The organism is Candidatus Clostridium helianthi, from assembly GCF_045310795.1.
GTDB lineage: Bacteria > Bacillota > Clostridia > Clostridiales > Clostridiaceae > Clostridium > Clostridium helianthi.
Genome location: NZ_JBJIAB010000051.1, coordinates 1 through 21,325, shown reverse-complemented (window position 1 = coordinate 21,325; position 21,325 = coordinate 1). Strand labels below are relative to the sequence as shown.

Sequence of the window (21,325 nt, the reverse complement as noted above, 5' to 3'; positions counted from 1 at the left end):
ACTTAACCTTTCAACTTATTTACTAATAAAGTCTTTACTATTTCTTCTACAAATTCTTCATTATCTTTAAAATATTGTTCTTCAAATTCTTTCTGAGTATCTTCGAAAATATGTTTTCCATCTACCCAACCAACTTCTTTCCCATCTTTAGTTACTTGCCTATGACCTTTCTCTATTAAATGTGCATGTGGAGCTGTAGAATAAGTTCTTATAGATAGGTTACCATTATAATAATAAACCTTTCCTCGTTTAATAGATTTAAAGTATTTACCTGTTTCCTTCTTTACCTTTTGTCTTGCCTTTTTAGATGTGTTTTTTCTTAACTTAGTACCTTCTTTTCTAATAAATTTCTTAGATTCTTTAGGCATTGTATCATTAGCAACCTCTAACATTTGCTTTTGAAATGAATCTAACTCTTTAAAATTAAAACCATCATCCATCTTCTTGCACCCCCAAGTCCTTTGGGCTTTGTATAACTAACGTACACATAATCTCTATAGCATCTTTATATTTGTAATTTGGCTGAAAGAAATTAATATCATACTTTAATCCTTTATACATAAAATACATATCATTAGATAAATTAGGTATAGATTTATCTCTAACAGTAATTTTATGAGTTATTTTTGCATAAATAGTATCACCTTGGCCAGTTGTCAAACTTCCACCTGTAGGAATTATTTCACTCCAAACAGATTTTATCTTATCAAAATGATAATCTTCTTCATGAAATTCATTTTCGAATTTAATTTTTCCATAAACATCTATTCTATTATTTAATCTATCAGCTAGCTTATCCATCTAATTCCCCTAAGTTTTCTTGAAGTTTTATACTCAAATAAACACTATCATTATTATCATCTCTACTATCATATAAAGTTTTAATAGCCTTTAATAATAATAACTTATGTGATGGGTTTTCATCACTATATTCTGCAAATCCATCTGTAATATACTTCTTTCCAACTTCAATGAATAGTTTAATTAATTCATCATCATCATCAAAATCTACTCTTAAAAAACTCTTTATTGTTGATAAATCCATATTACCTCCCCCTGAAGGAAGGGCATTAAGCCCTAAAATTAAGCTGATGCTCCAACTGCTAATTCTCCATATATATAACACTTATCAGAGCTATCACATTGTACTACATCAATAAATTCAATAAGTCTCGCAATAGTAGTATTACTCATAAATCCTGCTTCACTTGAAGTTGCAAATGCTATTTGACCATTTAAATCTACAAAACATACTGCACAACTTAAATTTCCATAAATAATAGGAGCTTTACCACTCGCAGTTGGCAACATTGTATTAGAATAAACTACTACTGGGTAACCTTTAAACAACTTTTGAGTTGGATTTGCTGGATTTGGCTGTAATATTGGTCTTCCAAAAGAATCTAAAGCAGCATCAAGAACGTCAAATCCATCTTGATTAGTAACTATAACAGTTCCAAATAATACTCCTGGATCTAAATCTTTATTTATAGATGATTTTAATGCCTTCCAATCAGCAATAGTTTTTACTGTCTTATTAGATTTTAACGCTGCTAAACCCATAGTATTTTCTGTCACAACAGCTTTTCTTGCAAATACATCTACTACATAATTAATTAAAGCGTTGTCTGTTAGAGATAATAGTGTATTTGATAATTTTATGAATGCCGCCTTTTCTTGTAATGAGAATTTTACATTTTTAAATTTGATTTCATCCTCATCTTCTCCATCTGTACAATCAGCAAAATCTACTAATCCTGATACAGTCTCAAAGTTTTCAACCGGGAAAGATCCCGTCAATGCTCCAACAGGCATGTACCCCAATACATCTCTTAAAGATTTATATTGTCTTATCTTCTTTTGAATTAAAGTTCTTATATCCTGAGGTAATATATAGCCTTCTCCATTTGTACCTTCTGGAGTAGTTGTAGTTGGTAATATCAATGCATTTTCAGCTTCTGTTAGCTTTTTACCTGTAACCTTCTTTATCATTGCTCTTATCATATTTGCATTTTCTTTTGTTTTATTTTTAGAATCTTTTGCTGAGCCTTCTTCTGGCTCTTTTTCTGCTTCTGCTTGTGCAGCTAATATTGCTTCTTCTTCTTGCTCAAGTTCCTCTTGAACTTCAATAGCAGCTTTTAATGTTCTAACCTCTTCCATCTTGTTTTTAGCATCTTCAACTTTGTTATTATCTAATAACACTTGAGCCTCATTCTTTAATTTTTCTAAGCTATTTTTCATTGCTATACTTTTTTTCATTTAATACACTTCCTTATCTGAAATTTTTAGTACAAAAAAACTACATATCAAGCAACTCAAGCTCAATTTGTAGTTTATTTTTTAACTCACTATCTAGTTTTAGGTGTTCGTCACGATCACCTTTTTGAATTTTATCTTTTATTTCCTCTGGTATGTTTCTATAGTTTTTAAAATTATTAAAATCTATTTTGGCAACTGCTTTGTTTTCTTCAATTACCTTAACATTAAAATATTTCTCAGCTTCATTTGCTGGTAACCAAGTCTCTTTATCCATTAAATCTTTTATAGTTTCTATATCAATGCCATCTTTTAGCTTAGTTTTATATACATTTTCAATTCCTATTTGAATAGTGTCTAAATCATCAGCCATTTTTCTCATATCTGTTGAATTTCCCCATACTATGTTGCTTGGTTTATGAATCATCAGGTATGAATTGTTTGGCATTATTATTTCATCAGCTGCCATGCAAATAACACTAGCTATTGATGCTGCCATCCCATCTATATGACATTTTTTCTTTCCAGTTGCTCTATTTAACATATTATATATAGCAAGTCCAGCAAATACAGAACCTCCACCACTATTTATATAAATATTTAAATCTTTTCCTTGTGCTTCATTAAGTGCTTCAACCACATCTTGTGGGCAAGTATCTGTATCACACCACTTTTCCCACTCATCGCCAACTATATCTCCATAAAAATATATATCTGCACTAGTATCTGTTGAATTTTTAACTTTTAGATAACTTAACCTACTCACTATTACCGCCACCTTTGTCGTATTGTTTTCCTAAATCTTTTAAGAAAATACTTGCGCCATTACCTACAATTAACTGATCTGTTCCCTCTATATAAGATAAATTTTCTTTTTTTCTTACTTCAGCTATAGTCATATAAGAATTATTTATGCCTGCAACATAAGATGCTGTCCTACTAGCTAAATCGCTTCTTAAAATGCTATCAACATTAAACTGCCAGTAATAACCTTCCTTATCTTGCTCATCCTCAGTAAGTAATTTATAATCCATTTCCTGCTCATAAGTAGTCAAAGTATTTTGCAACGTATCACTATAGAATGCTTTATTCTGTTGCTCTATGTTGTTGTAAGTGCTTTTCTCCATATCATTAAGCTGAAATCCCTTGACTCCAAATGCATTAGCAATATGTCTTGTTGTTAGCCCTTGCAATTGAAAGAACTGACTATTGACTAATTTAGTTTCTAATTGCTCAACCTTAAAATCGGTTGGAATAGGTACAACCTTACCAGCATTTTTAGCTCCACCCATATCAGCGAATTTCTTTTTAATCTTCTGTTGTTTTGCATCATTCAAATCACCAATATATTGAACAATTATCGGGTCCATTAATCCATTTTTATACCTGTCTTTTAAGATTTTATTAGAATATTGCTCATTTGCTATTACATCAGAAATATATTTTTTAATGCTCGTGCCTTTCAACCCATCCATGCTAAAGTTTTTAAAATGCACTATATTATCACTTGTATATAGTAATTCTCCTTTTTTACTATCTGAATATAAATAATAAACTGCATTTTTCTTATCTAATATTCCTGTATTATCTACTATAATTTGAACTCTTGTACTATCTAACAAATATAAAGCTGTTATATTCCCCTTAATATCATTCCCCATTACCCAAAATGAATTACCATGCTCTAATCTTTGGAATTCTGTTGCCCACAAAAAATCGTGCGCGTTAGTAAATGGATTTGGTCTTTTCTTTAAAAGCTTATATAAGTTATGGTCAACTGCCTTATTTGCACCTTTTTCAGTTTCTTGCATTAACTTAATTGGTAATTTTGCAATTGCATTGCATCTTATTTGCATACATGCATAATACGATGCACTTGTTAATTTAGAGTTAGAAATTTCTTCTATGCTTGTATGAAAAAAGCTTTCTAACTGTTCTAGCGTTGGATTAGTTCCTATTGTTTCAACTTCGGATATTGATTGATTTTTAAAAGTATTCTTTATTTTACTTATAACTCCCATTTGCTTTATCACCTCCTTACCATTCATCTTTCTCTAGCCACTCATCTGTATCAGTTATGTCTATAAATTCATGATATAGTGCTAATTTAAAGGCACATAATAGAGCATCAACTGGGTCAATTCTTTTTGTTGTAGCATCTTTATCAATTTTTATAAGACCATTATTAGTTTTTATTACTGCATTACTCATTGCGTAATTTAATAATGGATTATTAGTATAAATAACATTTCCACAATAAATCTGCTCTCTAAATCCTTGTGTAGATTCATTCAAAGATTTATGACTTTGGAATACTTCTTCAACTACATACCCCTCATTGCTTAAATCAATCATCATTTTGCTTGCATTTGCTGGATCAAAACATAATGTTTCTATTCTCCAGTTATTTTTCTTACAAGTTTCTAATACATAATCCATAACTTGTTGCTGATCTACTATTTCAGTATTAGTTATAGTTAAATAACCAGACCTTTCCCATGAATCATAAGGAACTTTATCTACTGCCATCCTTTCCCTTAGTTTTGTTCGATTAGGTATAAAAGAATGACTAAAACAAACGTATTTTACTATTTTCTTACCACTAGAATCTAACTCATCACTTAAAATAGGTATAATAAAAGCCACCGAAGTTAAATCTATCTTCGCTGACATATCAAATCCAACATATACTACCCTATTTCTTAGATCATAAGGTATCTCTTTTACTTCGCATTTCTTCCATTTAGCCATATTCATATAGCCATTTTCCTTGGCTTGCACCCATTTATTAAGGCATTTTGTTAGAAATGCAATCATCTTTTCAGGAATTTCTTTGGCGATTTTATACTCTCCACGTATTTTTTTAATACCTGCATCATATGTCATTCTAATTGGATTCGCTTTTTTCCAACTTTCCTCATCCTCAATGTCATCATCTTCATCTATTTCACATATATCAATAAAATATTCTTCATTATCAATATCGACATTCGGATCTAGTATCTTCGAGCAATAAGTATACTCTTGAGTAAAACATGGGTAAGTTAAATCAACTCCAGCAGTAGTAATAATCATTAATAAACTTTCTTTAGTATTACCGCCTAACCCTAGGTCATAAAACTCAGTTGTCTTGTGCTGATGATATTCATCTAATACCAGTAAAGCTGGATTGCTTCCATCCCCTTCTTTACCGTCTTGTTTGTTAAGCGGTTTTAAGCTGCTAGTAGTTTTTACATGCTGTATACTGTTCTTTGTTATTTTAAATTTGCCTCTTAGTGGAGACCCCTTTAACATATTCTTGCACTCATTGAATATAACTTCTGATTGTTCTCTTTTTACTCCAGCACAATAACACTCATAAATTTCCTTATTCTTAGTAGCCCTCGTAGACATTTCATAGAGTGTTACTCCAGCTTCCATTTGTGACTTAGCATTTTTTCTAGCCACTTCTATAAAAGATTTTGTAAATCTCCTTAAATATGTTTCTTTATGCTCCCATCCATAAATCTGACATAAGCAAAACTTTTGCCACGTATTTAAAGTTATAAATTGTCCTGCTAATACACCCTTGCTATGCTTTAAATATCCAAACCATTTAACAATCTTATTAGCTTCTTCTTCATTCCAGTAATACTCAAATGGTGTACTTAATATATTTAATTCAGAATTTTTTATATCATTTAAAAATCTTAAACATGCCCATTTATGCTTTTTACCACTTGGGATTATATCATTTAAACAATCATTAGAATATTTAATTAGTTCTTCTTTAATAGTCACTAAATATCACCGAACTCATCTGTAATATCTTCTTGCTGCTTACTAGTTTTAACTGTAGCAACTTTTAATCTACTATCAATAGTCATTCCACAAAGTGAAGCAAACTTTCTCATCTCTTCTGCATAGTTTTTTTGAATTTTAATTAATGGATTTTCAACTGTTATGATACCTGACTTTGTCATTTTCTTTGATATTAGGGGCTTATCCTGCAATTCAGATGTTGCTTTTAGATACAACGAATATGAATTACAATATCCACCTAAATTATTCAAATCTAGATTTCCAAGTATATCAATTTTATCAATCTCCTTAACAACTCTTCTAAATTCTTTTTTTGCAATATCATCGATAAGCCAAGAAGGTGCTTTTTTCAATTGCTCTTTCCCTAATACCAGCATTTCTTCTTGCTGTTCCTTCTGGACTTTTTCCTCATTAGTTAAATGCTTCTTTTGCATTTCTAATGACTTCCTTCCCCTTGGCATTTTTTACACCTTCTTTCATTTCAAATTTTACTTTTTAAATTTTTTATTGGGATTTTTGAGAAATGAAAGCTGGGGGTGCGGTCTAGAAATTTATCTTAAAAACATTTCGGGCATCCCCCTATGCTATTATTCCTCTATATCAAATTCTTTTTTAAATCTATCTACTAACTCATTTAATTCATTAATAACCTCATTATATTCACCACTCTCCATCCTATTATGGATAACTCTATGATTACTTTCCGTCAGATATATAAGATTATCTAGAGCAAATCTCTTTTCCCATTCTCTTTTAATAGGCACAATATGATGGACTGTTTGACCATACTCTAATTTATTTGAGACATAATAACTATAAATATCAATATATTCATATAACTCTTTTGCTTTATCTTTGATCTTATTCCACTGATCACTTGAGTAGAATTTCTTCTCTTTGCTATTAATTTTGTCTTTATCATATTCTTTATATCTCTTTTGAGAGCAGTTACATTTAGATCCTGTTTGTATTCTCTTACCACACCTACTGCATCTTTTACATATCATCACTCATTCCATTCTTTCATAAGTTTTTTTCTCTCATCTGCTTCCTCTTTCTTAAGCTCCAATAATGCTTTATCTATTTCGGCTCTTGTAGGGTTATCCTTCCATCGTCCTTGCTTTCTATTGATTAGCCAGAACTTAATTGCCTGAACATCTGCTGGTATCTCTTTTGTTACTTCAACTGTACCTAAGTTTTCTTTCTGACATTTGTTGCCTCTATCGTCATAATAAATGTCTTTTAATTTAACTGCTACAGTCTCTTTGACTTCATATCCAGTAGCCTTTTTATATAATGCATTTTCAACTTTGAAATCAGCCTGATTTTTGCCCCTTTTTAAACTTTCTAAAATGTCTAAATGATCTCTTTTATAGTTCTCTAAGGTCGCTCTACTTATGCCTAAATTATAAGCGATTTGCGTTTCAGATAATCCCATAGACGCCCATAATTCAACGTCTGCCAGTTTTTCTTTAACTTCATTCCATTTGCTTTTTGCCATGTGAAAACACCTCCTTTCCATTTAGACAATCATGATTTTAAATGCCTTGATTTTCGGTGTATTTCCCAACTTTTAAAACCTCACCTTTTTTTATATTTTTTATGGTCTACTGCAAATGTAGTTAAAGCATTGATAATACTAGCCTTATATCTATTTTTCTATTTATCAGTTAATAGGTAATAACATGGAGGATTACTGATATCTTTTTTAAGGCACATATATTAGTAGATATTTTTTCAAACCACGTCAAATAAGTACCAGTTTATTTTTTACGCATTATATATCTTCATCAGCAATTTTAGCTGCATCCTCTTTCATCTTTTCTTTAATACCTAGGTACCGTTTTGTTTCTTCTATTGATTGATGATTTAATGCAATTCTAACTTTTTCTAAATCTCCACCAGATCTTTCATATATTCTTGTAGCATAAGTTTTTCTAGGACTATGACCACTTATATGTTTTAATCCAATAACTTTTCCAACCTCAGTAAGTATCAAGCTATATGATTTTTGTTCTATTGGTTCAATGCCACTTTTAGATTTATTTGAAGGGAATGCATATTCTGCTCTTTTTTTACCTTTGATATAGTCTCTTAAATATTTCTCTAAGTTGTTGCCAATATATACTTTTCGCTTTTCAGGCTTCTTTCGGTTAGGATATCTATTTAAATTAGCGAGCCATTGGTTGTATTGTTTGGATTCCTGAATTAAAAAATATCCATTTTCTAGCGCATCTTTTATTTCTCCTATTGTAAGTTCAACTAGATCCTGCATTCTATAGCCTGTAGCTCTAGCTAATATAAATAATATTAAATTTCTTTCAGAATACCTTTTACTATATTCAATTAACGCTTCCTTAAATCTCTCATACTTATTTTGTGGTATTGGTGCTGCTGTACCTTTTTCCCAATCTCTTACTCGTTCCATCATTATTTCACCTGCTTTATCGCTCCTTTGTGTCTTGTATATGAACTATGAGACATCAACTCTCTTATATCATGTTCACTTAGTTTCTCACTTTTCTTTTTATTATTCATTTTCATAAGTTTTTTATAATTTCCAATATCGGTTTCTCTCAAGACATCTTTTACCCTCATAAACTCCCTCCTAAAATGCAATTAAAAAGAGCTGCTATATTATTGCTAATATAACAACTCGTCTTTTCTATAACCACTTCTAATTATCTTTCGATTTATTTCTTTTTCACTATTTTCATTTGCGAATCTTCTTGGAGTGTCATATGTAATTATTGGTGCTACATTTCTATCAACTACTAAGTCTCCATCAGCAGTAGTTTTATAAATAGATCTGTTCTTTTTAATAAATGTTGCATCACTCATGTATTTTTTGGATTCATATTTTGTTATTCTATCTATTTCTTTATCTCTAATTTTATTAGCTAAATGTGAGTTTCTAAAATCTTTTAAATTGCGTTCTATGCACTTCCTGACAGTTTCAGGTTTACAGTTTAAAATATTAGATATTTGACATGCTCCATAACCTTTTAGATATAATTCTTTTACTCTGGCTTTATCTAACATAATGTAACCCCCTAAAAATAAATATAATTATTCCATACCAAAAACGTGACATTTTTCACTTAAAAAAGCTAAATGAGAAATATAAAATTATTTTTATGTTTATTACTTATTTATGTACATATCTTACCATTAGTTCAATTACAAATGTGAGAAATTTTCGAGAAATTTTTGATACAAAAAAAGAACAAAATTAATACAAAATCGTAACAAAAAAGTGCCATAATTATGACACTTTTATTCTATAAACCCTTTTGAAATTGTTCTTAACGCTTTGTTTATACTGTAATCTATTTGTCTCTTTGATCTATCTAATTCCCTTGCAACTTTCTTCTTTTCTTTGCCCTGTATATAAATAAGACTAATAACGTTATAATCTTTTTCTGGAAGTAGCCTTAATATATTATCTATTTTCTTATTCTCTAACTCTAATTTTTTTATATCTAATTTTAGTTTTTTGATTCTTTCATCATCTTCTTCAATTCCATTTATAATTAAATTTTCTATTTCAATATTCTTGTTATCTATCTTACAAATTCTTTCTCTATATAATTCAAATTGATTTTTTATTTCTCCCATTTATATCACCTATCCCTTATAAAATATGGTATAATTTAGATAGGTTGATTAGAGAATATGGTCGATTGCAATTAACGATATTCTCTATAGCAAGGTGTTCGTAATGAACACCTTTTTACTATTTCTTTTTCTCAATATCTAAATAAATATTTGAATATTGACTATTATTTCTGCCTCTATAAATACTGCTTTGATTTAAAATCCTATGATCGTTTTTAACGCTTTTTATAATTTTCTTAAGCTCTTCTTGTCCATCTTTGTCATCAACAAAAGTTACTCTTACTTTTAACATATTTTAATCCTCTTCCTGCTTTTCTTTCCATTCATTAAATGTTAGTAATCTTTCATCACTTTCTAGTCCACCGCTTTTTATAAATCTATGTTTATACTCTTCATACCTTCTTTTAATAATCGGCATTTCTTTTAATTTCTCTGGATTAAAAAAATAACCTGCTCCATATTCATGTATCATAATTTCCTCCATATTTCACAAACTTTTAGTATGACGTACTAATAAAATAAAATTTCTTCAAGATTTATATACTCTTCTGCATCACAAAGAGTAAAGGATGCATCTTCATCCCAAGCACCTTCATCGTGGTCATATTTATAGTAATAAACATTTCCATCTTCATCTAATAACGGATTAGTTACAGTATCATAGCATGGCGTTCCATTAGGCCAATATGTCTTAACTTCCTTTCCCATCATAGGACAGTATATCTCTCCCCATTCGTTCATATCGGATTTCCATTCTAGTTCTACATCTTCATCTATAAGCTTAATTCCCAATATAACGTATTCTTTATTTAATCCCATGCTTTCTGATTCATCTTTTAAGATGTAATTTATTTGTCTTAATATCTTTCTTCCAGTGAAATATGTTTCAGCACCCTCAATGGTTTCATATTTCTCTTGTAGATTAAATTCTTTAAGCATTAGAACGTCTCCAACTTGAAAACCTCTATCATCTTTTCTTAATTCAAAAGTCTTTTTGCCTTCTCTCACAGCATTAAAGTATTGTGGTAATATTTTCAATTCATGTATTTTACTCATTGCTCTTCCTCACCTTCAAAATAATACTCTTCTTCCAAGGCATCTTGTAGCTCATGATAACAAACTGAACACATCCCATCTGTCATATAGTTTTCTTCTTCCCAGTCACCACATTCGCTACATTTTGCATACTTAGTAAGCTCAACATCTTCCATAGAATCATATTCATCTGCAAGTTTCTTATTTTCTTCTATAAATCCATTGTAAATATCTTCTCTTAATCCCTTATTTTCTGTGGTTATAGCACATGGACATGCATGTTCCCAACATAAATTCCAATATCCGCAGCCATGCTCCAATTCTATTTTTTCAAATGCTTCTTTACTTAACATAGCTCTATCCCTCCTCTTAGTATTGCGAATTACCTTCTTGAATTTTTAGCACGTTCTTTTTCCCAAAAAACTTCTTCTTCAAGTTCTTTATCTTCATCTAATTCATAATCCTTACAAGTCCTATAACGTGGAATAGGTCTGTTTTTTAAAGAGCAATCCCTTCCGACTGCAACTGGCTTCATCCAATAACAACTATAGCAAAGAATAGGCTTATCTTTTTTATCCATTTAATACACCCTTTCTACACTTTGTGCATTATTTACTCTTCATTAATTGTTCAATTCTTTTATTAATATCCTCCCATTTCTTACGGTTCTTTCTATCAGCTTCAATAATATCTATAATTTCTTTTCTGTTTTTGGCTTTTGTTATATCTCCAGTATCAATTTTATTTATTTTCTCTGATCTATTTAATAATGCTGTAATTAAATAATGTCTAGCTGTTGAAATTCCACCATCTTTACTAATACAAAAATAAGCATTATTGCTGATAATACAGTCAACTAATTCCTCTTTGGTCATTTCATTTAGTAGTTTTCTAACCTCAATGTTTTTAGCACTCATTCCTTTTACTCCTTAACTCTACACTTTACGCACTATTACAATCAATTTTTATATTTATACCAATTATGATTTTTCTTTAATATCTCTAAATTTTTATTATGAATTGATACGTCTTTTTCAGTGGCTTGTCTAAATTCTTCTATATTTCCCTTAGTGATTGTTAATAGAATATCGTCACAATCTTCACTGACTGCATAACATACGAAATAATCATAATCTTCATAGAATTCGTTTTTACCAAAAGTTTCATGCATTACTTTAAAGAATTTCTCCATTTGATCTAATTGAATAGGTCTTAATACCAAAAATTCATTTGAATTTTCTTGTAGCTCAATGACTGCTATCTCTAATCCAGCTACTAATTTCCAATCATCTGTAGCATTTTCTTTAACTTTAGCAATTAATTGTTTTATCATGATCTCCCTCCATATATATTTTTTGCTTATAGCTCTTTATAAAATTTATCACTTACTGATCTTCCAAGAATTAATTCTAGTCCTTGCTTGCTTAACCAAAAGTAAATACATTCATCATTATTTGGATGATTAGTGCCTTTTTCAGCTAAGCCTTTTTGAACTAATTCATTCCAATCTTTATCTGTTTCCTGAGTAAAAAAATAATTTCTATATGGTTTATTTTTTCTTCCTATACCAACACAATGTCTCATTATATCTAATTGATATTGAGTTACATATTCTAATAAATTTTTGACTTCCGTATTTTCTCTGTTATATAAAGAGCAATATCCCTTTTGGCATCTATAAAATGCAACTGGCTCTTCATCTTCCTTAACTGGTTGCCTTATTCTTTTACACCTTGACGCTGATAACCATTTATCAGCATATTTTTTATAACTTCCACCATCTAACATAGGCAGGCCAGTTTCTCTACATGATGCTGCTGTATAAAATCCATATCCGTTTGCTACTAGTAAATCTTTTATATTATTACTCATAATTGTTACTCCTTCCCCCTATACTGCGGTCACATACCACACATCAAATATCTCTTCTGGTAACACATAGGTGCATGACTGCCAATTAGCTATTACTGGATTATAAAACTTTAATTTATTCTGCTTTTCTGATATATCAATTCTGTAGCTTTCGCCACTTTTTTTGCTAGTAATTATCACATTTTTATCATCTATTCCTTTTTCCCATGCTTCTAGGAATTTATATTCAATTCTTTTATCTATCTTAATATCCATATTTACACCTTATTTACTACAAGAGGATTGCTCCTCTTGCATATTTTTTTATTGCAGTAACCTTAACATTAACAATTCGTAACCCCTGCCAACGCTCCTAGTCCTGCAAGTACTTCAATTTACTATTTCTTTTATTTTTTTATAGAAAGATCTTCTTTTATCATCCGAAAATCCTTTTGTATATTCCTTAAAAATTTCTTCTAAAGTTTTATCAGGCTTTTCAAAATATGCTTTAACAACCTTATCTATAATTTCATTCTTATTCTCCATTCGCTCTACCTCCTTATAACATCTAGAGACCCAAATCTCTGAAATTGCCCTAACCATGCAAGTTTAGTAGTAGTTGTTTGACCATTACGATTCTTAGCTGTAATAACTTCCGCAATATTTTTATCTTCCGTTTCTTTGTTGTAATACTCATCTCTATAGAGAAAATGAATTACGTCTGCATCTTGTTCTATAGATCCTGATTCTCTTAAGTCAGATAAAATCGGTCTATGATCTGCTCTTTGTTCTGGAGCTCTTGATAACTGAGATAAAGCAATCATAGTAATATCTAATTCCTTAGCTAGTGCCTTAAGCTCTCTTGAAATATGCGATACCTCTTGCTCTCTACTTGATGTTTTCATTGTTGTTCTTATTAGCTGCAAATAATCTATTATTACAACATCTAAGCCCTTTTGAATTTTTAGCTTCCTGCATTTAGCTTTTATGTCGCTTAAAATAGTTGTTGTATCATCTAGAACTAATTTCCTTGCCATTAACTCATTAGCCCCAATAGAAATGTCCTCGAACTCCTTGTCATTTAATTGACCAGTTTTAATTTTCAAATATTCAATTAAACATTTAGCGGATAGTAATCTATCTGTTAACTGATCATTAGACATTTCTAATGAAAATATAGCTACACTTGCATCTTTGGATGCTGCTTGTCCTATATTTAGTGCTAGAGCTGTTTTACCCATTGAAGGCCTTGCTGCTATTATTACAAAATCTTTTTTTATTAATCCACATGTAATTTTATCTAAGTCTGAAAATCCACTTGATAGTCCAATTAAATCTCCACCATTACTGAATCTTTTCTCTAAATTTATGAATGCTTTTTCTACTGCTTTATCGATTGGAACAAAATCATTTGTATTTTGATTACTTGATATTTTATATAAGTCATTTTCGGTTCTATCGATTACGCTTTTAATATCTTCCTCATAAGCACCCTCTAACATAGCTTTACTCGCTCTAATCAATTTTCGCCTATTTGCTTTTTCTTTAACTATGTTTGCATAACTTGAAACATTAATACTTTCAAAATATGCAGTTGATAATTCAGATACATATGTGACGCCTCCACATGCATCAAGTAAATCTTTCTTTCTTATTTCCTCTAACACTGTAACTAGATCCGCTCCAATTCCTCGATTGAATAAAGATATTACTATTTCATATATTTTCTTATGCTTATCAATATAAAAATCATCTGGTAATAACATCAACTCAACTTCCAGTAATTTATCTGTATTATTCATTATGCATCCAAGAATTGCTTGCTCTGCATCAATATTATTAGGCATCATCTTATCTAGAATTTCCATATTACAACGCTCCTAACTTTGATTTATCTATTTTAACTGGTTCTTTGGTCTTGGATTGGATTGGAATTACATTTGACTGATTCAGTTCTTTTAATGGGAATATTCCACGCCAACCATTCATTATGCTATTTTCTAAGATAGTAATTTTAGTAGTATCATCTGATGCTATGGAATTAAGTTTATTTAATATTTTCTTTAGTGCTAAAGTTGTTAATGATGCTTTGATAGTTTTTCTATGCTTTATAAATTCATAGATTGTACTTCTTAAATTTTCATTTTTTGTGTACTCATTAACTAAAATATCAAACTCCGTTTTATCTCTTTTTCTTTTTTCTTTTTTATTTATAATACTGTTACTTATAGTACCTACTTTTGGACAGGGTTCATTTTGGACATGTCCATTTTGACTAGGTTCAAAAGATTGGCTTATTTCCTCACTTTCTTGAACATGGTCATTTTGGACAGGTTCATTTTTACTTGGTTCATTTTGGATACGTCCATTTTGACTAGGTTCAATTGTTTTTTGCTTGCTAGGATTAGTCACCAATGTATAAATATTATTAGAATATTTGCTTCCTATTCTCTTTTTTTTGACAGTAATTAACCCCTTATCTATAAGTTCATTTCTACATTTGTACATCTTTTTTTCAGATATACATAATTCGGAGCATATTAAATCAAGAGATGGGAAGGCGTTTCCACCTGCTCCAGCAAAACTACATATGTATGCATATACTAATTTTGCTCCAGTAGATATACTAGAATCTCGCATTACTTGTTTAGGGATAACTCCATATCCATCTTCATATATTCCAGTACAAAAAAGTTCGTCATTCATTCAATATCCCTCCATTTTTAAACCAAAGGTAAGTGCATTCGTTTATTTTATATCCATGTTCCAATGCAACTCGTCTATTCTCTTCTATCAGTATTTCTTGAACTTTATCAAATGTTTTAAATTCAATTCTAAATGAATTAATTGGGTCTTCACCAGTTAATTCAACGCTTAATGTTCCATTTACTATTCTTACTTTCTGTGTATTTAAAACAGCCTTAGCTGCTGATAATATTATTAATTTTGGTATTGGATCATATTTAATCATGTTTTCAAATTCTTCAAATATGAATTCCTTAGATCTAGATTTTGGGTACATTTCTTCTAAAAATTTCTTATCTTTCTTATTAACAGGCTGCTTAATTCCTTCAACAAGTGTCTCTATCTCTTCCTTCGACTCTTTAGCATTCAAGTCCTTAATTTCTTCATGTATAATCTCTTGTTCATCTTTAGTTAAACTGCTAAGTGTATGTGCTTGAGTGAGTGTTATCTCCTCCTTATCAAGCTTTTCTTTAAGTGGCTTTATCAAGTCCTTATCCACTTTCTGATATCTTCCTACCTGTACACCTGAAAGCTTCATATCCTCCCCTATTAGGTCTCTAATCTTTCCTTTAGGTAATTGCTCACCACTGGCTTTCTTTTGCTCATAGATAGCTTTAAGCCTTCGTATACCTTCCATCTTTTCAGTGGGCAATAATTCCCTTTGTTCTACATTTGCTTGAATGAGCATTATTTCGGCATCCAAATCAGTAATTTCTTTTACCTGACATGGTAATGTTTTATATCCTAAACTTTTAGCTGCATGAAATCTTCTTTCACCTGAAATAATTTCATATGTTCCATCATCTTTTTTTCTAGTCACCAGATTATGCATTAATCCATTTTCTTTAATAGATTCTGCAAGCTCCTCTATTTCTCTGATTCCATAAAAATTGTTTGAGGATGGAACTAGAAGATTGATATCTAGCTCCTGTGCAAATCCTTTATTCTCTACTCCATTAATCTTATTGGCTAACCCCTTTAAATAAGACGACATAGTAGCTCACTTACTAATGATTTATAATCTTTAGATGCAGCAGCTCTGTTATTAAAGTAAATTAATGGAGTAGATTCAAAAGTACTCTTAATAACATCCACATTCTCTCTTATGCTCTGTTTAAAAAGCAAATTTCCTAGTTCTTCCCTTAGTTCTTCCTTCACTTCTCTGTTTATCCTTGTTGCTCTGTCCATAGTTATAAATACTCCTAGCAGCTCCAATTTTTCGTTAAACTCATCTCTAACTGAATTAACACTATCAATTAGATATTCAAAACCATCTAATGAGAATTTATCAATCTTAAGTGGAACCAAAACATAGTCGCTAGCAGCTAAAGCGTTTATTGAAATCATACCTAATGATGGTGGGCAATCTATTAGAACATAATCAAATCCTTCTTCAGACTTATCTAACCACTTTTTAAGTCTTGTTTCTCTAGCTCTTTTAGTATCTGCCAATATTTCTGACTCACTTGCAATAAGGTCTATATTGGCAGGAATAAGCCATACATTGCTATATTGAGTTATAGTAACACTTACATCTTCACCATTAAGTAGATGATATGATCCTAGTGAATTTGGATAATACAATCCTAAATACTTAGTTGAATTACTTTGAGGATCAAGATCTATTATTAAAACCCTCTTTCCTTGTCTTCCCAACTCTGCCCCTATATTAACGCATGAAGTTGTTTTAGCAACTCCACCTTTTATATTTAAAAAACTTATAACTTTCATATCTTTACATTCCCTCCATTTTTCTATATAATGGAGATACGGAGTAGTGATCCGTATCTCAAAGATTGACTGAACCTTTATGTAAGGTTCTTTTTTATTCCTCAATATTAAAATACCCATCTAAGTACTTATCTTCATCCTTTCCGAATACATGCTTCATACGTAAAAAAATTGAATTTAACATCTCATATCTTATTATTGATTCCTTTAGCATTTGCTTTGCTTTTGGTAATGTAACTTTTACTGGTAAGTTATCTCTCCTAGCTCTATCACAATCATAAAAATCTATTTCATATGTGGTCTCACGAAGATTGAACCAACTTTCTTCTTTCTTCCATTCTTCTAAAATACTAACAACTCTTTCAATTGCTCTTATTTCATTAATCAAATCATTATAGACATCAGCAAATTCTAATATAAGTTCATATCCATGATCGTCATCAAATTGTTTTAATAGATCATAGTTCTTATAAAGAGCTTTACCTCCACAAAATTCTTTTAACTCTTGCATTATCTAATCCTCCTTACACAAATTACATACTGCATGATTCCCACAACAAAATCTAATTAAATGAACTTTTCTACTCTTTTTATCCACAATTTTGCTACGCAATTTATGGCTGTTGTGGATAAAGTGAGGACATTTAATTTTGCACATTTTTCTCTTTCCTTTCTTTTGCTAACTTTTCCATAATGCATTTTGCTTCAATTTCAACTATTGGTGCGTAAAATTCTTTATCAGTCATGTCTAAAACTTCAATTATTTCTCGACTTAAGCATTTACCTGTTTTTCTATCATAAGTACTTCTTAAAACTCCTACCATATTTCCTCCTCCACATCTATTCAACTTCTAATTTTTCTAGAGCTATTACTAATTCGTTTGTTAATCCAGAAAGTTTTTTTAAATTTCCTACTATATAATCTACCTTTTCCTTTTCGTCTTCTGTTATTTTCCCATCCTCAACAACATCAAGTAGGGTTGTACTCATTTCATTGCCTGCACCAAGCAAATTAAAAATACTTATTGAAAGCTTATAAATATTTTCAACATTTTCTTGATTAATTGGTATTGCAATATGCTGTCCTATTGGACATTCATGGCAACAATAATGATTTAAAAGCTCTGGAGCATTGTATGTGTCTGAAATTAAAAGTACTTCCTCTGGATAAGGATTTAGACTTCCAAGTTCTATACGAGCTAATCTGGTTCTATCTATGCCAATTTTCTCAGATGCGCCTTCTCTACTATTTAGTGAATCATTGAACTTTGCTGCTTCCATTCGTGCTTTATAGAATATATTATCAACGGCTTTTGTGGCTTTTTTGGACATGTACTTCTCCTTCTTTCAAAGTTATAATTTATTTAGTTGATTTGAAATCACATTTTTAATTAAAGAAAATTTGTACAAACTCTAAATCACCTATATTAAAAATTTTTTTAATTTCCTTTAATTCATCAACATTGAATGGATTAATACCATTTTCTTTTTTTGTATAACTGTTTGTTGCTATTCCCAGTTTATCAGCAACATCTTTCTGAGTTAATTTTTCTTTAATTCTAAGTATTTTTAAGTATTCTGATAACAATTTAAAGTTCACCTCCATGTGATTTAAAATCACTTTATTTATCTTTATTATAGTGACTCAAAATCACAAAGTCAAGGTTTTTTTAAAAAAATAATGATTACAAATCACATTTATTGATTATGAATCACATTAGAGTTAATATTTAGATAAGGAGGATTGATTTATGGTCACATTTGCTGAACGCTTAAGAAACGAAAGACTAAATAAAAATTTAAAACAAAGTGAATTAGCTGACTCTTTATTTCTAGATAGGAGCTCTATCTCAAAATATGAAACTGGTAAACAAATTCCTGAAACTCCTACTTTAGAAAAATTAGCTCATTTTTTTGGAGTTTCTATTGATTACCTTCTTGGAAAAAGTAATATAAGGAATTATGAGTCGACAAGCTTAAATTCTGATATAGAAATAAAGATTCCAGAAGAATACTCCGATAAATACAAGGTTAGTTCAAGAGATAAAAAACAATATATAGAAGAAATGAAAAAAGCTAACGAAGCTTTCTTTATGAATGATGATTTTAATGAGGAAGCAAAAAAAGAAATGCTTGACTTAATGTCAGAGTTATTTTGGGATGCTAAAGTTAAAAATAAAAGAAAAAAGTAATAGGTGGCGGGTTAATATGGTTGATTATAGAAAGAAGGTTCAAAGCCTCGTAAAAAAATACAAAACTAGAGACCCATATACTATAGCTACGGGAGAAAGGATCGAAATTAAATATAAATACTTATCCCTTAGCTCTCCTGAAGGTATATTTAAAAAGGTATTGAGGCAAAAATACATTGTTATAAATATGACTAGGATAATTAGTGCATCACATCTTAATATGGTTCTAGCTCACGAATTAGGACATGCAAAAATGCATGCTAGTAATAAAACGTTTTTTTTGCATGATCATACTTTTTATGACAGGGGCCGATTTGAAATAGAAGCAAATAAGTTTGCTGCTGAATTGCTAATAGATGAAAATAAAGTTGATAAACTATATTTACAAAACTTATCAATAGAACAACTAGCTTGTAGCTATGGAGTTTCTATTGAATTAATTAAATATAAATTTACATTTAATTAAATGTGTTCTTCATGAACACCTTAAATAATACTTTTCATAACTAATTCTTAGTAATCCAGTTATACAATATAGCTGGTTAATTTTATAGACTTAAAAAGAACATACATTCTGTTTTACAACTAATTTAAAAGGAGAAATGAGATATGAAAGCAGCTATATATGCGCGTTACTCATCAGATAACCAAAGAGAAGAAAGTATAGATGCTCAAATTAGAGCCATAAAAGACTTTGCAAGTCATAATAATATTCAAATAGTAAAAATATACACTGATGAAGCACGTTCTGCTACAACAGATGATAGACCTCAATTTTTACAAATGATAAAAGATTCTGAGTTTAATATATTTAATACTGTTATAGTTCATAAATTAGACAGATTTTCTCGTAATAGGTATGATAGCGCTTTTTACAAAAAGAAACTTAAGGATAATCGTGTAAAATTAATTTCCGTATTAGAACATTTAGATGATTCACCTGAAAGTATAATACTCGAATCAGTTCTTGAAGGTATGGCTGAATACTATTCAATTAATCTTAGTCGTGAAGTCATGAAAGGGATGAAGGAGACTGCTCTACAATGTAAACATACTGGTGGAACTCCACCCTTAGGTTATGATGTTAATCCAGATAAAACTTATTCTATAAATGAGAAAGAAGCTAATGCTATAAGACTAATATTCCAAATGTATGCATCTGGCACTGGATATACTCCTATTATTGATAAATTAAATGATTTAGGCTATAAGTCTAAAACAGGTAAAAGCTTTGGCAAGAATAGCTTATATGGAATATTGACTAATGAAAAATATAGAGGAGTTTATATTTTTAATAAATCATCAAAAAAAATTAATGGCAAGAGAAATTCACATAAAATTAAATCGGAAGATGAAATAATAAAAATAGAAGGTGGTATGCCTGAAATTATATCAGAAGATCTATGGAAAAGAGTGAAAATTAAAATGGACAGTAATAAAATTAATAAAGGTGCTAATACTGCAAAAGCTATTTATCTTTTAAGCGGCCTTATCTATTGTGGAAAATGTGGTTCAGCTATGACTGGTAATAGAAGATATGCTGGAAGAAATAAGAGCCTATATGAAACTTATGAATGTTCTAATAGAAAAAGAACAAAACAATGTGATATGAAAGCTATAAATAAAGATTATGTTGAGCAAGTAGTTATTGATGACTTATATAATAATATATTTTCAGATTCAGCTATAGATAATATAGTGCCTGATATATTTGCATTTATAAGCGAACAAAATAAAATAATCAATGAAGATATTAAAATTTATAAAAAAGAATTAGCTGATATTCAGACTAAAATTGATAATATGCTAGACGCTATTGCAAATGGTTTTTATAATTCATCAATGAAAGAAAAATCAGATCAGTTAGAAACTAGAAAAACAACATTACTTATAAGAATAAATGAAGCTGAAAGGGAGGCAAAATTAAATTCACCAACGGAAGATATGATAAAAAAATATTTAAAGAAAGATTCTGATATAAAGCAAAAAAGTTTGGAAAACAAAAAGAAAGTAATCCAAACTCATGTTCAAAAAATCACTGTCTATGAAGACAGAATCACAACTGACACAATTGTGAGCCTTATTGGTGGAGGCGA

Annotated in this window: 35 protein-coding genes; 3 read left to right on the top strand and 32 right to left on the bottom strand. The window is 30.0% G+C overall.

Features of this window, described 5'->3' with window-relative positions:
- Window positions 1-2: 2 nt before the first annotated feature.
- The 32 genes from ACJDTP_RS24695 to ACJDTP_RS24540 all read right to left on the bottom strand — a co-directional run bounded on the left by ACJDTP_RS24695 (window position 3) and on the right by ACJDTP_RS24540 (window position 18,625).
- On the bottom strand, window positions 3-440 hold the full coding sequence (locus tag ACJDTP_RS24695; RefSeq protein WP_077868127.1) for an HK97 gp10 family phage protein: 438 nt from the start codon (window positions 438-440) through the stop codon (window positions 3-5).
- Window positions 433-801: a phage head completion protein gene (locus ACJDTP_RS24690; RefSeq protein WP_406762750.1), complete on the bottom strand. Its 369-nt coding sequence runs from the start codon at window positions 799-801 to the stop codon at window positions 433-435. The genes ACJDTP_RS24695 and ACJDTP_RS24690 overlap by 8 nt, the downstream gene beginning before the upstream one ends.
- Window positions 794-1,045: a head-tail connector protein gene (locus ACJDTP_RS24685; RefSeq protein WP_406762749.1), complete on the bottom strand. Its 252-nt coding sequence runs from the start codon at window positions 1,043-1,045 to the stop codon at window positions 794-796. Before ACJDTP_RS24685 ends, ACJDTP_RS24690 begins: the two co-directional genes overlap by 8 nt.
- A 38-nt stretch (window positions 1,046-1,083) precedes the next feature.
- Window positions 1,084-2,259: a phage major capsid protein gene (locus ACJDTP_RS24680; protein WP_406762748.1), complete on the bottom strand. Its 1,176-nt coding sequence runs from the start codon at window positions 2,257-2,259 to the stop codon at window positions 1,084-1,086.
- A gap of 40 nt (window positions 2,260-2,299) precedes the next feature.
- Window positions 2,300-3,022 carry a head maturation protease, ClpP-related gene (locus ACJDTP_RS24675; protein ID WP_406762747.1) on the bottom strand — a complete coding sequence of 241 codons (723 nt, stop codon included), beginning with the start codon at window positions 3,020-3,022 and terminating at the stop codon, window positions 2,300-2,302.
- Window positions 3,015-4,277, bottom strand: coding sequence for a phage portal protein (locus ACJDTP_RS24670; RefSeq protein ID WP_406762746.1), 1,263 nt, complete (start codon window positions 4,275-4,277; stop codon window positions 3,015-3,017). Before ACJDTP_RS24670 ends, ACJDTP_RS24675 begins: the two co-directional genes overlap by 8 nt.
- Before the next feature lie 16 nt (window positions 4,278-4,293).
- Entirely contained in the window at window positions 4,294-6,036 is a 1,743-nt protein-coding gene (locus ACJDTP_RS24665) for a terminase large subunit (RefSeq protein ID WP_103698272.1), read from the bottom strand.
- Window positions 6,036-6,518: a phage terminase small subunit P27 family gene (locus ACJDTP_RS24660; protein WP_077828988.1), complete on the bottom strand. Its 483-nt coding sequence runs from the start codon at window positions 6,516-6,518 to the stop codon at window positions 6,036-6,038. The genes ACJDTP_RS24665 and ACJDTP_RS24660 overlap by 1 nt, the downstream gene beginning before the upstream one ends.
- A gap of 126 nt (window positions 6,519-6,644) precedes the next feature.
- Complete coding sequence (locus tag ACJDTP_RS24655) at window positions 6,645-7,064, bottom strand: HNH endonuclease (protein ID WP_171787072.1); 420 nt, start codon at window positions 7,062-7,064, stop codon at window positions 6,645-6,647.
- The gene (locus ACJDTP_RS24650) at window positions 7,064-7,558 is read right to left on the bottom strand and encodes a hypothetical protein (protein WP_077828986.1); all 495 of its coding nucleotides are present in this window, start codon (window positions 7,556-7,558) and stop codon (window positions 7,064-7,066) included. The genes ACJDTP_RS24655 and ACJDTP_RS24650 overlap by 1 nt, the downstream gene beginning before the upstream one ends.
- 276 nt (window positions 7,559-7,834) lie before the next feature.
- Window positions 7,835-8,488 carry a tyrosine-type recombinase/integrase gene (locus ACJDTP_RS24645; RefSeq protein ID WP_406762745.1) on the bottom strand — a complete coding sequence of 218 codons (654 nt, stop codon included), beginning with the start codon at window positions 8,486-8,488 and terminating at the stop codon, window positions 7,835-7,837.
- Complete coding sequence (locus ACJDTP_RS24640; protein WP_406762744.1) at window positions 8,488-8,655, bottom strand: hypothetical protein; 168 nt, start codon at window positions 8,653-8,655, stop codon at window positions 8,488-8,490. The genes ACJDTP_RS24645 and ACJDTP_RS24640 overlap by 1 nt, the downstream gene beginning before the upstream one ends.
- A gap of 45 nt (window positions 8,656-8,700) precedes the next feature.
- On the bottom strand, window positions 8,701-9,099 hold the full coding sequence (locus ACJDTP_RS24635; protein WP_406762743.1) for a DNA-binding response regulator: 399 nt from the start codon (window positions 9,097-9,099) through the stop codon (window positions 8,701-8,703).
- Between the two features lie 234 nt (window positions 9,100-9,333).
- Complete coding sequence (locus tag ACJDTP_RS24630) at window positions 9,334-9,675, bottom strand: RNA polymerase subunit sigma-70 (protein WP_406762742.1); 342 nt, start codon at window positions 9,673-9,675, stop codon at window positions 9,334-9,336.
- Between the two features lie 118 nt (window positions 9,676-9,793).
- Window positions 9,794-9,967 (bottom strand): hypothetical protein, encoded by a 174-nt coding sequence (locus ACJDTP_RS24625; protein ID WP_406762741.1) that lies wholly within the window; start codon window positions 9,965-9,967, stop codon window positions 9,794-9,796.
- Between the two features lie 3 nt (window positions 9,968-9,970).
- Window positions 9,971-10,147 carry a hypothetical protein gene (locus tag ACJDTP_RS24620; protein ID WP_406762740.1) on the bottom strand — a complete coding sequence of 59 codons (177 nt, stop codon included), beginning with the start codon at window positions 10,145-10,147 and terminating at the stop codon, window positions 9,971-9,973.
- 38 nt (window positions 10,148-10,185) lie between these two features.
- Window positions 10,186-10,731 carry an ASCH/PUA domain-containing protein gene (locus ACJDTP_RS24615; RefSeq protein ID WP_406762739.1) on the bottom strand — a complete coding sequence of 182 codons (546 nt, stop codon included), beginning with the start codon at window positions 10,729-10,731 and terminating at the stop codon, window positions 10,186-10,188.
- On the bottom strand, window positions 10,728-11,063 hold the full coding sequence (locus ACJDTP_RS24610) for a hypothetical protein (protein ID WP_406762738.1): 336 nt from the start codon (window positions 11,061-11,063) through the stop codon (window positions 10,728-10,730). The genes ACJDTP_RS24615 and ACJDTP_RS24610 overlap by 4 nt, the downstream gene beginning before the upstream one ends.
- A gap of 29 nt (window positions 11,064-11,092) precedes the next feature.
- Window positions 11,093-11,290, bottom strand: a complete 198-nt coding sequence (locus ACJDTP_RS24605) for a hypothetical protein (protein WP_406762737.1) — start codon at window positions 11,288-11,290, stop codon at window positions 11,093-11,095.
- A gap of 28 nt (window positions 11,291-11,318) precedes the next feature.
- Complete coding sequence (locus tag ACJDTP_RS24600; RefSeq protein WP_406762736.1) at window positions 11,319-11,627, bottom strand: hypothetical protein; 309 nt, start codon at window positions 11,625-11,627, stop codon at window positions 11,319-11,321.
- A 41-nt stretch (window positions 11,628-11,668) separates the two neighbouring features.
- Window positions 11,669-12,043, bottom strand: coding sequence for a hypothetical protein (locus tag ACJDTP_RS24595; RefSeq protein WP_406762735.1), 375 nt, complete (start codon window positions 12,041-12,043; stop codon window positions 11,669-11,671).
- A 26-nt stretch (window positions 12,044-12,069) separates the two neighbouring features.
- The gene (locus ACJDTP_RS24590; RefSeq protein WP_077828979.1) at window positions 12,070-12,582 is read right to left on the bottom strand and encodes a hypothetical protein; all 513 of its coding nucleotides are present in this window, start codon (window positions 12,580-12,582) and stop codon (window positions 12,070-12,072) included.
- A gap of 18 nt (window positions 12,583-12,600) precedes the next feature.
- Window positions 12,601-12,837, bottom strand: a complete 237-nt coding sequence (locus ACJDTP_RS24585; protein WP_406762734.1) for a hypothetical protein — start codon at window positions 12,835-12,837, stop codon at window positions 12,601-12,603.
- A gap of 114 nt (window positions 12,838-12,951) precedes the next feature.
- A complete protein-coding gene (locus ACJDTP_RS24580; protein WP_077868143.1) occupies window positions 12,952-13,107 on the bottom strand; it encodes a MarR family transcriptional regulator in 156 nt (51 codons plus the stop codon).
- Window positions 13,108-13,112: 5 nt separating this feature from the next.
- Entirely contained in the window at window positions 13,113-14,429 is a 1,317-nt protein-coding gene (gene dnaB / locus ACJDTP_RS24575) for a replicative DNA helicase (RefSeq protein ID WP_406762733.1), read from the bottom strand.
- Window position 14,430: 1 nt separating this feature from the next.
- Complete coding sequence (locus tag ACJDTP_RS24570; RefSeq protein ID WP_406762732.1) at window positions 14,431-15,267, bottom strand: helix-turn-helix domain-containing protein; 837 nt, start codon at window positions 15,265-15,267, stop codon at window positions 14,431-14,433.
- Window positions 15,260-16,300 carry a ParB/RepB/Spo0J family partition protein gene (locus ACJDTP_RS24565; RefSeq protein WP_406762731.1) on the bottom strand — a complete coding sequence of 347 codons (1,041 nt, stop codon included), beginning with the start codon at window positions 16,298-16,300 and terminating at the stop codon, window positions 15,260-15,262. Before ACJDTP_RS24565 ends, ACJDTP_RS24570 begins: the two co-directional genes overlap by 8 nt.
- A complete protein-coding gene (locus tag ACJDTP_RS24560; protein WP_406762730.1) occupies window positions 16,285-17,037 on the bottom strand; it encodes a ParA family protein in 753 nt (250 codons plus the stop codon). The genes ACJDTP_RS24565 and ACJDTP_RS24560 overlap by 16 nt, the downstream gene beginning before the upstream one ends.
- A gap of 94 nt (window positions 17,038-17,131) precedes the next feature.
- The gene (locus tag ACJDTP_RS24555) at window positions 17,132-17,548 is read right to left on the bottom strand and encodes a hypothetical protein (protein WP_406762729.1); all 417 of its coding nucleotides are present in this window, start codon (window positions 17,546-17,548) and stop codon (window positions 17,132-17,134) included.
- Between the two features lie 133 nt (window positions 17,549-17,681).
- Window positions 17,682-17,861 (bottom strand): hypothetical protein, encoded by a 180-nt coding sequence (locus ACJDTP_RS24550; RefSeq protein ID WP_077868148.1) that lies wholly within the window; start codon window positions 17,859-17,861, stop codon window positions 17,682-17,684.
- A gap of 16 nt (window positions 17,862-17,877) precedes the next feature.
- Window positions 17,878-18,369 (bottom strand): helix-turn-helix domain-containing protein, encoded by a 492-nt coding sequence (locus tag ACJDTP_RS24545; protein WP_406762728.1) that lies wholly within the window; start codon window positions 18,367-18,369, stop codon window positions 17,878-17,880.
- A 55-nt stretch (window positions 18,370-18,424) separates the two neighbouring features.
- Window positions 18,425-18,625, bottom strand: a complete 201-nt coding sequence (locus tag ACJDTP_RS24540; RefSeq protein WP_172462749.1) for a helix-turn-helix domain-containing protein — start codon at window positions 18,623-18,625, stop codon at window positions 18,425-18,427.
- A 163-nt stretch (window positions 18,626-18,788) separates the two neighbouring features.
- Here ACJDTP_RS24540 and ACJDTP_RS24535 point away from each other — a divergent pair, with 163 nt between their 5' ends.
- The 3 genes from ACJDTP_RS24535 to ACJDTP_RS24525 all read left to right on the top strand — a co-directional run.
- On the top strand, window positions 18,789-19,229 hold the full coding sequence (locus ACJDTP_RS24535; RefSeq protein WP_077868151.1) for a helix-turn-helix domain-containing protein: 441 nt from the start codon (window positions 18,789-18,791) through the stop codon (window positions 19,227-19,229).
- Between the two features lie 16 nt (window positions 19,230-19,245).
- Window positions 19,246-19,695: an ImmA/IrrE family metallo-endopeptidase gene (locus ACJDTP_RS24530; RefSeq protein WP_406762727.1), complete on the top strand. Its 450-nt coding sequence runs from the start codon at window positions 19,246-19,248 to the stop codon at window positions 19,693-19,695.
- 143 nt (window positions 19,696-19,838) lie between these two features.
- Window positions 19,839-21,325 (top strand): recombinase family protein (locus tag ACJDTP_RS24525; protein WP_406762726.1); only part of this gene is annotated, 1,487 nt, incomplete at its 3' end.

What these genes read in the sequence shown, in the direction of transcription:
- ACJDTP_RS24695 (WP_077868127.1), bottom strand. Translation starts at nt 440, where the DNA reads ATGGATGATGGTTTTAATTTTAAAGAGTTAGATTCATTTCAAAAGCAA.
- ACJDTP_RS24690 (WP_406762750.1), bottom strand. Translation starts at nt 801, where the DNA reads ATGGATAAGCTAGCTGATAGATTAAATAATAGAATAGATGTTTATGGA.
- ACJDTP_RS24685 (WP_406762749.1), bottom strand. Translation starts at nt 1,045, where the DNA reads ATGGATTTATCAACAATAAAGAGTTTTTTAAGAGTAGATTTTGATGAT.
- ACJDTP_RS24680 (WP_406762748.1), bottom strand. Translation starts at nt 2,259, where the DNA reads ATGAAAAAAAGTATAGCAATGAAAAATAGCTTAGAAAAATTAAAGAAT.
- ACJDTP_RS24670 (WP_406762746.1), bottom strand. Translation starts at nt 4,277, where the DNA reads ATGGGAGTTATAAGTAAAATAAAGAATACTTTTAAAAATCAATCAATA.
- ACJDTP_RS24660 (WP_077828988.1), bottom strand. Translation starts at nt 6,518, where the DNA reads ATGCCAAGGGGAAGGAAGTCATTAGAAATGCAAAAGAAGCATTTAACT.
- ACJDTP_RS24655 (WP_171787072.1), bottom strand. Translation starts at nt 7,064, where the DNA reads ATGATATGTAAAAGATGCAGTAGGTGTGGTAAGAGAATACAAACAGGA.
- ACJDTP_RS24650 (WP_077828986.1), bottom strand. Translation starts at nt 7,558, where the DNA reads ATGGCAAAAAGCAAATGGAATGAAGTTAAAGAAAAACTGGCAGACGTT.
- ACJDTP_RS24645 (WP_406762745.1), bottom strand. Translation starts at nt 8,488, where the DNA reads ATGATGGAACGAGTAAGAGATTGGGAAAAAGGTACAGCAGCACCAATA.
- ACJDTP_RS24640 (WP_406762744.1), bottom strand. Translation starts at nt 8,655, where the DNA reads ATGAGGGTAAAAGATGTCTTGAGAGAAACCGATATTGGAAATTATAAA.
- ACJDTP_RS24635 (WP_406762743.1), bottom strand. Translation starts at nt 9,099, where the DNA reads ATGTTAGATAAAGCCAGAGTAAAAGAATTATATCTAAAAGGTTATGGA.
- ACJDTP_RS24630 (WP_406762742.1), bottom strand. Translation starts at nt 9,675, where the DNA reads ATGGGAGAAATAAAAAATCAATTTGAATTATATAGAGAAAGAATTTGT.
- ACJDTP_RS24625 (WP_406762741.1), bottom strand. Translation starts at nt 9,967, where the DNA reads ATGTTAAAAGTAAGAGTAACTTTTGTTGATGACAAAGATGGACAAGAA.
- ACJDTP_RS24620 (WP_406762740.1), bottom strand. Translation starts at nt 10,147, where the DNA reads ATGATACATGAATATGGAGCAGGTTATTTTTTTAATCCAGAGAAATTA.
- ACJDTP_RS24615 (WP_406762739.1), bottom strand. Translation starts at nt 10,731, where the DNA reads ATGAGTAAAATACATGAATTGAAAATATTACCACAATACTTTAATGCT.
- ACJDTP_RS24610 (WP_406762738.1), bottom strand. Translation starts at nt 11,063, where the DNA reads ATGTTAAGTAAAGAAGCATTTGAAAAAATAGAATTGGAGCATGGCTGC.
- ACJDTP_RS24605 (WP_406762737.1), bottom strand. Translation starts at nt 11,290, where the DNA reads ATGGATAAAAAAGATAAGCCTATTCTTTGCTATAGTTGTTATTGGATG.
- ACJDTP_RS24600 (WP_406762736.1), bottom strand. Translation starts at nt 11,627, where the DNA reads ATGAGTGCTAAAAACATTGAGGTTAGAAAACTACTAAATGAAATGACC.
- ACJDTP_RS24595 (WP_406762735.1), bottom strand. Translation starts at nt 12,043, where the DNA reads ATGATAAAACAATTAATTGCTAAAGTTAAAGAAAATGCTACAGATGAT.
- ACJDTP_RS24590 (WP_077828979.1), bottom strand. Translation starts at nt 12,582, where the DNA reads ATGAGTAATAATATAAAAGATTTACTAGTAGCAAACGGATATGGATTT.
- ACJDTP_RS24585 (WP_406762734.1), bottom strand. Translation starts at nt 12,837, where the DNA reads ATGGATATTAAGATAGATAAAAGAATTGAATATAAATTCCTAGAAGCA.
- ACJDTP_RS24580 (WP_077868143.1), bottom strand. Translation starts at nt 13,107, where the DNA reads ATGGAGAATAAGAATGAAATTATAGATAAGGTTGTTAAAGCATATTTT.
- dnaB (WP_406762733.1), bottom strand. Translation starts at nt 14,429, where the DNA reads ATGGAAATTCTAGATAAGATGATGCCTAATAATATTGATGCAGAGCAA.
- ACJDTP_RS24570 (WP_406762732.1), bottom strand. Translation starts at nt 15,267, where the DNA reads ATGAATGACGAACTTTTTTGTACTGGAATATATGAAGATGGATATGGA.
- ACJDTP_RS24565 (WP_406762731.1), bottom strand. Translation starts at nt 16,300, where the DNA reads ATGTCGTCTTATTTAAAGGGGTTAGCCAATAAGATTAATGGAGTAGAG.
- ACJDTP_RS24560 (WP_406762730.1), bottom strand. Translation starts at nt 17,037, where the DNA reads ATGAAAGTTATAAGTTTTTTAAATATAAAAGGTGGAGTTGCTAAAACA.
- ACJDTP_RS24555 (WP_406762729.1), bottom strand. Translation starts at nt 17,548, where the DNA reads ATGCAAGAGTTAAAAGAATTTTGTGGAGGTAAAGCTCTTTATAAGAAC.
- ACJDTP_RS24550 (WP_077868148.1), bottom strand. Translation starts at nt 17,861, where the DNA reads ATGGTAGGAGTTTTAAGAAGTACTTATGATAGAAAAACAGGTAAATGC.
- ACJDTP_RS24545 (WP_406762728.1), bottom strand. Translation starts at nt 18,369, where the DNA reads ATGTCCAAAAAAGCCACAAAAGCCGTTGATAATATATTCTATAAAGCA.
- ACJDTP_RS24535 (WP_077868151.1), top strand. Translation starts at nt 18,789, where the DNA reads ATGGTCACATTTGCTGAACGCTTAAGAAACGAAAGACTAAATAAAAAT.
- ACJDTP_RS24530 (WP_406762727.1), top strand. Translation starts at nt 19,246, where the DNA reads ATGGTTGATTATAGAAAGAAGGTTCAAAGCCTCGTAAAAAAATACAAA.